The sequence below is a fragment of the Arthrobacter globiformis genome, from assembly GCF_003261175.1.
Classification (GTDB): Bacteria; Actinomycetota; Actinomycetes; order Actinomycetales; family Micrococcaceae; genus Arthrobacter; species Arthrobacter globiformis_A.
Genome location: NZ_QLNP01000013.1, coordinates 1 through 12,028 on the forward strand (window position 1 = coordinate 1; position 12,028 = coordinate 12,028).

General features: G+C 67.1%; 12 protein-coding genes. 4 read left to right on the top strand and 8 right to left on the bottom strand.

The window, feature by feature from the left end:
- The first annotated feature begins 159 nt into the window (after positions 1-159).
- Positions 160-759, top strand: coding sequence for a hypothetical protein (locus tag DBZ45_RS01310; RefSeq protein ID WP_111902265.1), 600 nt, complete (start codon positions 160-162; stop codon positions 757-759).
- A 28-nt stretch (positions 760-787) separates the two neighbouring features.
- Here DBZ45_RS01310 and DBZ45_RS01315 read toward each other — a convergent pair whose 3' ends face one another.
- A complete protein-coding gene (locus DBZ45_RS01315; protein WP_111902183.1) occupies positions 788-1,633 on the bottom strand; it encodes an HAD family hydrolase in 846 nt (281 codons plus the stop codon).
- A gap of 125 nt (positions 1,634-1,758) precedes the next feature.
- Positions 1,759-3,039, bottom strand: coding sequence for a serine--tRNA ligase (serS, locus tag DBZ45_RS01320; protein ID WP_111902184.1), 1,281 nt, complete (start codon positions 3,037-3,039; stop codon positions 1,759-1,761).
- 55 nt (positions 3,040-3,094) lie between these two features.
- Here serS and DBZ45_RS01325 point away from each other — a divergent pair, with 55 nt between their 5' ends.
- A complete protein-coding gene (locus tag DBZ45_RS01325; protein WP_111902185.1) occupies positions 3,095-4,171 on the top strand; it encodes a diacylglycerol/lipid kinase family protein in 1,077 nt (358 codons plus the stop codon).
- 13 nt (positions 4,172-4,184) lie between these two features.
- Here the strand turns inward: DBZ45_RS01325 and DBZ45_RS01330 are convergent, their stop codons facing one another.
- The 3 genes from DBZ45_RS01330 to DBZ45_RS01340 form a co-directional block, all read right to left on the bottom strand.
- Positions 4,185-4,400: a hypothetical protein gene (locus tag DBZ45_RS01330; protein ID WP_111902186.1), complete on the bottom strand. Its 216-nt coding sequence runs from the start codon at positions 4,398-4,400 to the stop codon at positions 4,185-4,187.
- 92 nt (positions 4,401-4,492) lie between these two features.
- On the bottom strand, positions 4,493-5,473 hold the full coding sequence (gene pheA / locus DBZ45_RS01335) for a prephenate dehydratase (RefSeq protein ID WP_111902187.1): 981 nt from the start codon (positions 5,471-5,473) through the stop codon (positions 4,493-4,495).
- 53 nt (positions 5,474-5,526) lie between these two features.
- Positions 5,527-5,853, bottom strand: coding sequence for a rhodanese-like domain-containing protein (locus tag DBZ45_RS01340; RefSeq protein WP_111902188.1), 327 nt, complete (start codon positions 5,851-5,853; stop codon positions 5,527-5,529).
- A gap of 122 nt (positions 5,854-5,975) precedes the next feature.
- On the opposite strand from DBZ45_RS01340, the gene DBZ45_RS01345 reads away from it, so the two are divergent.
- Complete coding sequence (locus tag DBZ45_RS01345; protein ID WP_111902189.1) at positions 5,976-7,424, top strand: amidase; 1,449 nt, start codon at positions 5,976-5,978, stop codon at positions 7,422-7,424.
- A 17-nt stretch (positions 7,425-7,441) separates the two neighbouring features.
- Here the strand turns inward: DBZ45_RS01345 and DBZ45_RS01350 are convergent, their stop codons facing one another.
- Both DBZ45_RS01350 and DBZ45_RS01355 read right to left on the bottom strand, forming a co-directional pair.
- Positions 7,442-7,990, bottom strand: a complete 549-nt coding sequence (locus DBZ45_RS01350; protein ID WP_111902190.1) for a DUF4190 domain-containing protein — start codon at positions 7,988-7,990, stop codon at positions 7,442-7,444.
- A gap of 89 nt (positions 7,991-8,079) precedes the next feature.
- A complete protein-coding gene (locus tag DBZ45_RS01355) occupies positions 8,080-9,057 on the bottom strand; it encodes an NERD domain-containing protein (protein WP_111902191.1) in 978 nt (325 codons plus the stop codon).
- A 399-nt stretch (positions 9,058-9,456) separates the two neighbouring features.
- Here DBZ45_RS01355 and pgm point away from each other — a divergent pair, with 399 nt between their 5' ends.
- Positions 9,457-11,118 (top strand): phosphoglucomutase (alpha-D-glucose-1,6-bisphosphate-dependent), encoded by a 1,662-nt coding sequence (pgm, locus tag DBZ45_RS01360; RefSeq protein WP_111902266.1) that lies wholly within the window; start codon positions 9,457-9,459, stop codon positions 11,116-11,118.
- A 219-nt stretch (positions 11,119-11,337) separates the two neighbouring features.
- On the opposite strand, the gene DBZ45_RS01365 is transcribed toward pgm, so the two are convergent.
- The gene (locus tag DBZ45_RS01365; RefSeq protein WP_111902192.1) at positions 11,338-11,943 is read right to left on the bottom strand and encodes a malonic semialdehyde reductase; all 606 of its coding nucleotides are present in this window, start codon (positions 11,941-11,943) and stop codon (positions 11,338-11,340) included.
- Positions 11,944-12,028 lie beyond the last annotated feature (85 nt).

Sequence of the window (12,028 nt, forward strand, 5' to 3'; positions counted from 1 at the left end):
GCGCCGCCGTCGTCCCTTAACAGCGCGAACTGGCAGCTGATGCCCTCAAATTGGGGTTTTGAGAGCATTAACTGCCAGTTCGCCCGACCGTGAGATCCGTAACGTCCCGTCAGCTCCCAGCTTGCCTCGACGTGGCCACCGGGTAGTCTGATGTCCACCATGTTCACGCTGACTATCAATCAAACAGACAGCCGGCGCGACGGCGACCGGGTCCCGCATCTCCTCAAGGACCTACGGCATATCCCGGCGCGGCTGGACTTTGACCGCTCCGTGGAAGACGAGGTGCAGGGCATCGTCGATTGTGCGCACCAGGCGGTGGATGCTGCCCTGATCGCGCTCCGCTGCGGGAGCTGGTACGTGGGGATCGGCGTGGGCCCGGTAAATGAGCCACTGCCGAACCAGATCAAGGACGCCAGCGGGCACGGCCTCATCTACGCCCGCCGTGCCGTGGACCGCCTCCACAGGAGCAAAGAGCGCATCCCTGTGGCCGTGGAGGGTCCCCTGACGGAGGTTGCGGCCGAATCCGAGTCGGTCCTCCGCCTGCTGGGCCACATAGTCCGGGACAGGAGCGAGGCCGAGTGGCGCGTGCTTGACCTCCTGACCCCGGGGGTACGCGGCCAGCAGAAGACGGTGGCCGCCGAACTCGGCATTACGTCCCAGGCCGTCAGCAAGGCTGTGGCGAGGTCGCAGTGGAACGAGGAGCACGCAGCCCGGCCGGCAGCGGCCAGGCTCCTCTCGATGATCCTCGACGTGCGCTAGAGCCGCCTGTTACTGCTGGAGCCGCCCTTTACAAAAGGCCGAGCAGCACGTGGGCGGCGCCGTCGTCGTATACGGACTTGGTGACCTCGTCCGCGGCGGCCACCACTTCTTCCGGAGCCTGTCCCATGGCCACGCCGCGGCCCGCCCAGGTGAGCATCTCGATGTCGTTGCGGCCGTCTCCGATGGCAACCGTGGCGGCGGGATCGACGCCGAGGCGGCTGCGGAGATTCTCGAGTGCGCTGGCTTTGGTGACGCCGGCCGCGGCGATGTCCAGCCACGCGGTCCAGCCCACCGAGTAGGTCACACCGGCAAGGCCGATGTGCTCGATGGCTTCGTTGAACTCCTCCGGCGTGTTCTCCGCGCTGAAGACGACGACGCGGACGGCCGTGGCCTCGAGCATGGTCTGGAAATCAACACCGATGGCCTCCACACCGAAGCTGGCGTCCTGGAAGCGCTCGGTGGAGAGGAAGTTCCCGTCCTCGTCCTCCAGCGCATATTTCGCCGCCGGCAGGCGCTTGCGGAGGGCGCGGAGAGCCGGGCCGGGGTCAAAGGTGGCCTTGTGGATGATGTCGTAGCCATTGGGCAGCCCTGGGTCGAGGCGCAGTGTCACGCCGCCGTTGCAGCAGACAGCGTAACCGCGGTCCAGGCCGATCTGTTCAATGATGGGGAGGGTCGCATTAAGCGAACGCCCGGTGGCGATCATAACCTCGTGTCCGGCCGCCACCACAGCCTGTGCGGCGTCGCGGACCGGAGCGGACATGTGGCCATCGTGGTCCACGAGGGTGCCATCGACGTCCAGGGCGATCATGAGTTTCTGTTGTGCTTCTCGCCGGTCTTCGGTGCCGGCGGCTGAGAATTCAGTCAATGTAGTCATGCTTCCTAGTAGAGCAGGTGCCCCTGACACCAGCTAGGACGCAGAGCACAGCAGCGCGTGAACAGCGGGTAAATACTCACAGCTTGTCCCCGGTGTGAGTATTTACCCGCGCAACAGCTTCAGAACTAAAGAACGGGGAGCACCTCGAGGCCGCCGAGGTACTTCTGCAGGGCAGCGGGCACGTTGACCGAGCCGTCAGCGTTCTGGTGGTGCTCCAGCAGGGCCACGATCCACCGAGTGGTTGCCAGCGTGCCGTTGAGTGTGGCCACAGCCCGGGTGCCCTTGGGGCTGCCGTCCTCGGTGAACACGCGCTCACGGATGTTCAGGCGGCGCGCCTGGAACGTGGTGCAGTTGGACGTGGACGTCAGCTCGCGGTACGCGCCCTGCGTCGGGACCCAGGCTTCGCAGTCGAACTTGCGGGCTGCGGACATGCCGAGGTCACCGGCAGCAGTGTCGATCACACGGTACGGCAGCTCGCACTTGGCCAGCATCTGCTCTTCCCAAGCCAGCAGGCGCTCATGTTCGGCCGCGGCGTCTTCCGCCGTGGTGTAGATGAACATCTCCACCTTGTTGAACTGGTGGACGCGGATGATCCCGCGGGTGTCCTTGCCGTGCGAACCGGCCTCGCGGCGGTAGCAGGAGCTTTGGCCGGCGAAGCGGATGGGGCCGGCGGAGAGGTCCAGGATCTCGTCCGCGTGGTACCCGGCAAGGGGCACCTCCGAGGTGCCCACCAGGTAAAGGTCGTCCTCGGCGAGACGGTAGATCTCGGCGTCGTGCTTAACGTCGAATCCGGTGCCCTGCATGGTCTCGGGACGGACGAGCGTGGGGGTGATCATGGGAATGAAACCGGCCTCGATGGCCTGTTCCATCGCCATCTGCAGCAAGGCCATTTCCAGCCGGGCACCCACGCCGCGGAGGAAGTAGAAGCGAGCCCCGGAGACCTTCGCGCCGCGCTCCATGTCGATCGCGCCGATCAGCTCGCCGATTTCGAGGTGGTCGCGGGGTTCGAAGTCGGGGAATTCGCGCGGCGTGCCCACGGTCTTGACCACAACGTAGTCGTCCTCGCCCCCGGCCGGCACGCCGTCTTCAATGAGGTTGGGGATGGTGCGCAGCAGTTCTTCCTGCTTGGCCTGCGCTGCGTCGGCCTCGGCCGAGGCGGCCTTCACCGCACCCGCAAGCTCACGGACCTCGGCGAGCAGCGCCTGCTTTTCCTCGCCCTTGGCCTGCGCCACCTTCTTGCCGAACACGTTCTGTTCGGCACGGAGGTTCTCGAAGCTGATCAGCGCTGTGCGGCGCGCGGCGTCTGCGTCGATGATCGCGTCCACCAGAGTTTCGTCCGCACCGCGGGCGCGCTGGCTGGCGCGGAACTTGTCCGGATTTTCGCTGAGGTCTTTTACGTCGATCACCAGACAAGGGTATCGAATCCGCGGGACACTCCGGGCGGGATAGTGTTGGAGCACCATGAGCGACCTGCTTCTCTACGTCCTGATCGCTGCAGCGCTGGCCTTCGCCGTCTCCAGCTGGTGGGGCGTGCGCAGGCTGAAGGCCCTGCACATCCGCAGCGCGGTGCGGGAGGCGGCCCACGAGCACGGCCTGGAACGCCAGCGCGTCGCCGTCATCCTCAACCCCATCAAAGCCAAGGCCGATGAAGCCCGCGCCACCATCCAGCGCGCCTGCCTGGCTGCCGGCTGGGAGGAGCCGCGGTTCTTCGAAACGACTGTAGAGGACCCGGGCCACTCGCAGGTCCGGGCGGCGCTGGAGTACGGGGCCGACGTCGTTCTGGTGGGCGGCGGCGACGGTACAGTGCGCGTGGCGGCTGAGGCCCTTGCGCATACCGGGGTGGCCATGGGCCTGATCCCCCTGGGCACCGGCAACCTGCTGGCCCGCAACGTGGACCTGAACGTCTACGACCTGTACGGCAACATCCAGACAGCGCTCTTCGGCCACCAGCGGTTCATCGACACGGCGCGGATGGAAATCGAGAATTCGCTCACCGGCCACTCCTCAAGCCATTCGTTCCTCGTCATGGCCGGCATCGGCATGGACGCCGAGGTTGTGGGTGACACGAACGATGGCCTCAAGCGCGCCGTCGGCTGGCTTGCCTACACGGAAGCAGGAGTCCGCCATCTTCCCGGGCGCAGGAAGAAGGTAGCCATCTCGCTGGATGACCAGCCTGACCAGTCGAGGAAGATCCGCAGCGTCCTGTTTGCCAATTGCGGCCTGGTGCCGGGCGGCATCGATTTCATCCCGCAGGCCATGATCGACGACGGGATGCTGGACGTGGTGGTCATGAGCCCCCGCAGCGCTGTGGGCTGGCTGGCGATGTACGCCAAGATCCTGTTCAAGCACAAGCGGCATCTGCCGGTCATGAGCATGTACCGTTCCGGCAAGGTGGTCATCAGGTGCCCGGAACCCATGCCCACCCAGCTCGACGGCGACACGTCGGGGGACGCCACGAAGGTGACGGTCCAGGTGGAACCGGGATCGCTGCTGGTACGGGTCAGGGAAGAAACCGCGCCCCTGGGAACGCGCGCCTAGGCTGAACGCGCCCCTACGCTGACTGCGCGGTGCCTGCGTGTTTGGCGGACTCGGCAGCGGCCTTAGCGGCTGCCCGGGCCTCGGACTGTTCGCGAATCATGGCCTGCTCTTCTTCGAAACGCAGGCGGTCCGCACGGTCGGCCTCATCCCCGTCCCAGTCCTGGTTCTCAGCTGTGGGCCTTGGGTTGACGATCATTCCCTGGCCGTCATTGTCATTCTTGTCCGACATGACCCGCTCCTTTCGCTGGGGCCATCCCTTTGTTGATCATGCAAGCATACGCACAGCAACATTTGCAGGGAAGTGCCCCGAGGAGCATTTATCTACGCTGACGGCGAAGCTTCCACCGGCAACTCCGGGCCCAGGGATCCGCCATCGAGTATCCCATTGACCCATTCATGCGCGGCCCGGAATGCCTCGTCGGACGTGTGCTCGGGTACTACGGGCGCCTGCGCGTCGGCACGGCCGTAGGAACCGAGGAACCGCGTGGCAGGGCTGATGCGGTGCAGGCCGGCGAGGGCGTCGGCCACCCGCGCATCACCTACGTGGCCGTCGGCGTCGATACTGAAGAAGTAGTGCCCCAGGTACTGCCCCGTAGGCCGGGACTCGATGCGGCTCAGGTTAACTCCGCGGGTGGCGAACTGGTCCAGGATTTCCATCAGCGCGCCCGGCCGGTCCTCGGGTAGGGGCACCACGACCGTTGTCTTGTCCGCGCCGGTCCGGGCCGGCAGGACACCAGGACGGCTGACCAGGATGAACCGGGTCACGGCGCCGGGATTGTCTCCAATGTTTTCGGCCAGCACGTGGAGGCCGGGCTGCTCCGCGGCGACTATCGGCGCGCAAATGGCGGCGTCGTAGTGCGCATCATCCTCCAGCAGCCCCATCGCGGCAGCGGCCGTGGAGGAACCCGGCACGTATTCTGCACCGGGAATATTTTCATCAACCCACAGGCGGCACTGTGCCCACGCGTGCCCGTGCGTGGAGATCCGGCGGATCCGGGAAAGTTCGACGCCGGGCCTCGCCACCAGTACGAAGCTGATAGGCACAAGGGCCTCACGGATGATCCGCAGTTCCTGTCCGGCGGCAATGGCGTCCAGGGTGGCCGTGACGCCGCCCTCCACCGAGTTCTCGATGGGCACCATCGCAGCGTCGGCCGACCCGTCCCGCACCCTGTCCAGCGCCGCGTTGACGTTGGAGGACGGGATGCGCACGGCTTCGGCCGCATCCGGAACCTGCAGGAGCGCCGCCTCCGTGAACGTGCCCTCGGGGCCGAGGAAAGTGTAGGTGCGGGGCGCGGCAGGCATGGGTATTCCTTTGCGGGTACGGGAAGGGCAGAGCGACGGCGGGCCGGACCGGCCTACAGAACCACGGGCTTGAGGCCGTTGTCGGACACCAGCGGCTTGCCGGATTCCAGCCACTGGTCCATCCCGCCCGCCACGTTGACCGCCGTATACCCTTGGCCCACCAGCCACTGGGCTGCGCGGAAGGAGCGCCCGCCGGTCCGGCAGATGACGTACAGGTCCTCGTCCGGGTCGAGGTCGTCCAGCTTGCCGGGCAGCTGGTCCAAGGGGATGTGCAGGGCGCCCTCAGCGTGCCCGGCTGCCCATTCGTAGTCCTCCCGCACGTCCAGGATGGTGGCGTCCGCGGGGACGTCCTTCACGGTGACGGTATCGAAGTCGCTCATGGGAGTCCTCTCCTTGGCCTCAAGCTCACAGCTCCAGCGTATCGCCAGCGCAGCACCCCGTACCCTTCGGCCGGCACAGGTTACGCTGGTCCGAAGCCCGCGAGCCGCCGCAAAGGAGCACAGTGTCCGCCCCACACCGCCTCGCTGACATCCACCGCCTGCCGGCAGTGCAGCTGAGCGCCGCGCTGCGTTCCGGGGAGCTTTCCGCCCGCGAAGTCACGGCGCATTTCCTGGCGCGTATCGAGGAATCGAACCCGAGGCTGGGGGCCTTCATCACCGTCACCGGACCGAGGGCAATGGCAGAGGCCGCCGCCGCAGACGCCCTGTTCGCCCGGCGTCACCCGGACCAGCCGCTCCCGCCACTGCACGGGATGCCGGTCGCCTTCAAGGACCTCACCGATGTTGCCGGCGTGGTCACCACCCACGGCAGCGCAGCGCTGGACCGGCGCCCGGCACCGGCCGACGGCGCCCTCGCCGCAGCCCTCAGGGGCGCCGGCGCCATCTCCCTCGGCAAGACGCAGGTCCCTGAATTCGGGCTGACTGCCTACAGCGAAAACCGCATTGCACCGCCGTCGCGCAATCCCCTTGCCCTGAGCAGGAGCTCGGGCGGTTCCTCCGGCGGCAGCGCCGCCGCCGTGGCAGCGGGACTGGTGCCGTTCGCCCCCGGTACCGACGGCGGCGGATCGATCCGGATTCCGGCGGCGGCATGCGGCCTGCTGGGCCTGAAACCCGGCCGGGGCGTGGTCCCGGCGGGCGAAAGCAGCGGGGACCCCGCCGGCCTCGTGGTGGCCGGACCGCTGGCGCGCTCTGCGGCCGACGCCGCACTGCTGCTGGATGTGCTGGCCTCCAACGGCCCGGGTAAACAGGACGGAAGGAGCTACCTGGACACCGTAGGCCGCGCGCCTGCTTCGCTCCGGATCGGAGTCAGCCTGGACAGCCCCTGGGCCGGGATTTTCCCCTTTACCCCGGATCCGGAGGCGCTGGATGCGCTGGACGCCGGCGTCCGGCTGCTCACCGGCGCCGGGCACGACGTCGCCGAGGCTGAGATCCGGTACGACAACCGCTACCCCGACGCGTTCACCACCGCCTGGACGGCAGGAGTGGGTGCGGCCCGGATCGCGCCGCACCGCGAGGCCCTGCTGACGCCGCTGACGCGCACCTTCCGGCGGCGGGCGCAGCAGCGGAGCGCCGTCAAACTCAACGAATGCCTGGCGTTCCTGCGGCAATTCGAGCGCGACACCCTGGCCCAGTACTCTGCCTGGGACCTGATCCTGACGCCTGCACTGGCCCAGACACCGCGCCCGGTGGGCTGGTTCACCGGGACGGCCCACGGGGACGGCCGGTGGCCGTCCCCGGAATGGGCGGGCGACGCCGACGGCGACTACCGCAGGCAGTGCGAGTTCGCACCGTGGTCATCCATGGTCAACGTGTGCGGCCTTCCGGCCGTCAGCATCCCGGTGCACTGGACCGGGGGCAGCCCAGGAGCGGGACTGCCGATGGGCATCCAGCTGATCGGCCGGCCCGGCTCGGAGGTGCTGCTCCTGCAGGTGGCGGCCCAGCTGGGGTTCTAGGTTCGGCTACTAGCCGTTCAGATAGTGCTGGACGTGCTCGCGACGCTCGCCAGGATGGCCAGCCCCACAATCGCGAGGACCGTCAGGGCGAGGCCGAGATACCCCATCACCAGGCCGGCAATGGCGAAGCCGCGGCCTGACGGTTCACGCCGCAGCGCCATGTGGCCCAGGATCACGGCGGCCAGCTGCGGCAGGATGAAGACCCCGAAGCCCAAATAGACGGCGATGCCGCAGCACAGGCTGGCAATGCTGAGGCCCTTCGGCTGGGGCGCCGCACCGTAGTACGACGGCTGGCCGTACGGGCCGGAATACTGCTGATTGTATTGCTGGCCATACTGTTGCCCGTACTGCTGGCCATACTGCTGGCCGTAGGGGCTCACCGGCTGGCCGTAGGCATTGCCGCCGCCCGCGTCACCGTGCTGCCCGCCAAACTGCTGGCCGGGCGGGGTGTACAGCGGCGGATCGTACAACGGCGGGGCTGGAATGTCCGAACCCTGCTGTTGACCGTGCGGTTGGTGGGTGTCCGGTTTCGGCTCGTCGCCGGTTCCGGGACGCTGCTCTGTCATGGAAATCCCCTCATTCTGTCCTCAACAGAACATTACCGCCGTCCCCGGCCATTTATGCCGGGGATAGCTGATCCGGGCACTGGCTGGCCTTACTTTGGGAGCAGGTCCCACAACAGCCACAGGGGCGGCGCCAGCAGTGCCGCTGAAACGAGACCCGCGACGAGCGACCGTCCCACCACCCGCAGCACGGTACCCGGCCGGCGATCACCGCCATACCGGTAGTGCGGCGGGGCCGGACGCTTGTGGGCCGGAAGCTTGTGCGCCGGACGCCGGAGCACTGCCCTGGACGTGTTTGCGTCGTCCGTTCCCTGGGTGCCCGGGCGGCCTGCGCCGCTGGCCGTGGCTGGGCGGTAGGCAGGGTTCCGGACGGTGCCGGCTTCCGGCACCTGCGGACGGGTCAAAAGTTGCCCGAGCTGTGCGTAGAGCTTCAGGACCGACGGCGCATCAAGCACGTCCGGCATGCCGGTCACGGCGCCCGCGATGCGGTCGATCCCCCGCACCTCGATGCCCGTACCGGTGGTGCCCCACAGTTCAGGCTGGGCTGTCAGGCAGATCTGCGAGCGGACCAGTCTCCGCCACGGCGGCGGAAGGACCGCAGCCACCGCGGCTGCCTGCGCCAGCGACGTCTCCACCGCCGGGAACCGGTCATGTCCGTTCTGGAGGAGCGCGCCATCCACGACGTCGACGTGCCCGGACCAGTTCTTGACGCTGACCACCACCACACCGCCAGGTCCCACCAGGACATGTTCCAGCCGCGCCAGCGGGCGGCCGGGCCAATGGACATCGTGCAGCAGGAACCAGCCGCAGGGCCCCAGCTCGGCAAGCCGCTCGGCCACCAGGTGGCTGCTTTGCTCCGCACCGACAGAGCCGGCACCAACAAGGCCGGACCCAAGAGGGCCGGACCCAACTGGGCCCGCCCCGGCCTTGCCCGCTCCAAACTCGCGGGCGGGACCGAAACCCGCGCCCTCAAGCGGGCCCCCGTCGCCGGGGGCGAGGTGGCGCTTCAGCCGCGCGATCCGTTCGGAGGCGAGCCTCGTCCGTTCGAATGCTGCATCTCCAGCCCCCATTGTTCACCTCTGCATTGCTCGCTCGTCTTCCGAATGACCGGCCCAAGTCAACCGAACCAAATCACCCGGCCGTAAATTTTCCCGGGCCCAAAAGCCGGACGAATTGCCGGCTCCTACGGGCGGAATTACCCTCCCGCGGATGGCACGGCTGAAAATTCAGCCACAGTCTCCCGGCACGTTTCCGCTGGTCCGGCCACCCGGTACATGACACCGGGTGTTCCTGCCGTTTGAACGTAACAGCCACCTCAGGGGCGGGTATATAAGTACTTTTCCGCACTACTCAGTTTTTTGTTCCGGATAAATGCAAGTAGCGCGGAAATTTCGTGACATTCTGCGTCACAGGGGCCGGATTCCGGACACTCCGTGTTGACCTTCGCCGTCGTCTGGCATGCTGGTGCCATGGCTAGCCGAGCGGGCACAGTTGCCCAACCCCAAGACCTTGTCGACCTGACCGCACTGCTCGACGCGTACTACGACGTCAAGCCTGACCTGGGGGATCCCGGCCAGCGCGTGGCATTCGGAACCTCCGGGCACCGCGGCTCAAGCCTGAAAGCGTCCTTCAACGAGGGGCACATCGTGGCGATCACGCAGGCGATCGTGGAGTACCGCGCCGGACAGGGCATCACCGGCCCGCTGTTCCTGGCCAAGGACACCCACGGACTTAGCGAACCGGCGCAGAACTCCGCCCTTGAGGTGCTGGCTGCAAACGGCGTGAACGTCCTCATCGACGCGCGGCACGGCTACACCCCCACCCCGGCCCTGAGCCACGCCATCCTCACGTACAACAACAACGCCCCCGCCGGAGCAGCGCAGGCTGACGGCATTGTCGTCACCCCCAGCCACAACCCGCCGGCCGACGGCGGCTTCAAGTACAACCCTCCGCACGGCGGCCCCGCCGACACTGACGCGACGGGCTGGATCGCCAACCGCGCCAACGAACTCCTGGAGAACGGGCTCCGCGGCGTGAAGCGGATTCCGCTGGCCCAGGCCCTCGAGGCCGAAACCACCGGAAAGTTCGATTTCCTCAGCAGCTATGTGGACGATCTGCCCTCCGTCCTGGACCTGGACGCCATCCGCGACGCCGGCGTCAGGATCGGGGCCGACCCCATGGGCGGCGCGTCCGTGGATTACTGGGGTGAGATCGGCGAACGCCACCAGCTGAACCTCACGGTGGTCAACCCCACGGTGGATCCGCAGTGGGCCTTCATGACCCTGGACTGGGACGAGAAGATCCGGATGGACTGCTCTTCGCCGTCGGCGATGGCCTCCCTGATCAACCGGATGACTGTCGGTGCGGACGGGTCCACCGCGTTTGACGTCGCCACGGGGAATGACGCCGACGCCGACCGGCACGGCATCGTTACCCCCGACGGCGGACTGATGAACCCGAACCACTACCTCGCGGTGGCCATCGACTACCTGTACCGCAACCGCAGCGGCTGGAACCCGAACTCCGTTGTGGGCAAGACCCTGGTGTCCTCCTCGATCATCGACCGCGTGGCGGGCGGCCTCGGCCGCAAGCTGGTGGAGGTGCCCGTGGGCTTCAAGTGGTTCGTCCCCGGCCTGCTCTCCGGTGAAGGTGCATTCGGCGGCGAGGAATCTGCCGGCGCTTCCTTCAACAAGCGGGACGGCAGCGTCTGGACGACAGACAAGGACGGCATCCTGCTGGCGCTGCTCGCCTCAGAGATCACGGCCGTCACCGGCAAGTCGCCGTCGCAGCTCTACAAGGGCCTCACCGACCAGTTCGGCGCACCGGTCTATGCCCGGATCGACGCCGCAGCGACGCGGGATCAGAAGGCGGCGCTGGGCAAGCTGTCGTCGTCGGACGTCACTGCCACGGAACTGGCAGGCGAGGCCATCACGGCGAAACTGACAGAGGCGCCGGGCAACGGCGCGTCCATCGGCGGCCTGAAGGTGGTCACCGAGAACGCATGGTTCGCGGCCCGCCCCTCCGGCACCGAGGACGTCTACAAGATCTACGCGGAATCCTTCAAGGGCGCCGACCACCTCAAGCAGGTCCAGGCCGAGGCCAAGGCGCTGGTGGACGGGGTCATTTCCTAGGAAATTACTGGTTTCCCGGGAACAAGAAAGCGCCGGATGGCTGGTGGCCATCCGGCGCTTTCTTATGCTCAAGAAGCCCAAAACAGGACTAACATTGGAAGTGGCCCGGATGCATGCCTTGCAGTCTTGAACTGCAGAAATACTGTCCAGAATGCCTCCGGAATGTCCCCCATATTGCCGGAGGCATTCCGTGTCCGGAGGCCGTCCGCAACCTGGCCCTTAGACCGTGCGGACCACGTCCTCGTAAGCGAACTTGGGCTTTGCTTCACCCCAGGCCTCGGGGCCGGGCTGGCCGATGTTGACCACCAGGAAGCTCTTCTGGTCGCCTGCCGGGAAGAACTCCGCGTCGATGGCGGCGAAGTCAGCGCCGGTCATCGGGCCGGCGGCGAAGCCGAGCGAGCGGACGGCCAGGATGAAGTAACCGGCCTGCAGGTGGGCGTTGTTGTTGCCCGTGGAGGTGGCCAGGTCCGGTGCGGCGTCGTACATGGCCTTCGGGGCGTTGTAGCCGGGGAGGAATTTGTCCCACTGCTCCTGCCAGGCCGTGTCATAGCTGAGGATCGCCACCAGCGGCGCGGAGGCCGTCTTGGCCCGGTTCCCCGCGGACAGCGAGGCCACGAGCTTGGCGCGGGCCTCCTCCGAGCGCACATAAGTGACGCGCAGCGGCTGGGAGTTGAAGGCCGTGGGGCCGAACTTGGTCAGTTCGTAGATGGCGCGGGCCTGCTGCTCGCTGACCTCGCCGGTGAACGCGTTGGCGGTGCGGGCTTCGGCAAAGATGGCATCCACGGCGGCGGAGTCGATCACTGCTTCTTCATGGGCGATTGTCATTCGCGCCCCTTTCGCTAGGCCGACATACGCTTGCGGCGGCGTCGGGCAGTCCTGGTTGCTTTCGTTGGTTTCAACCGGATCCAGC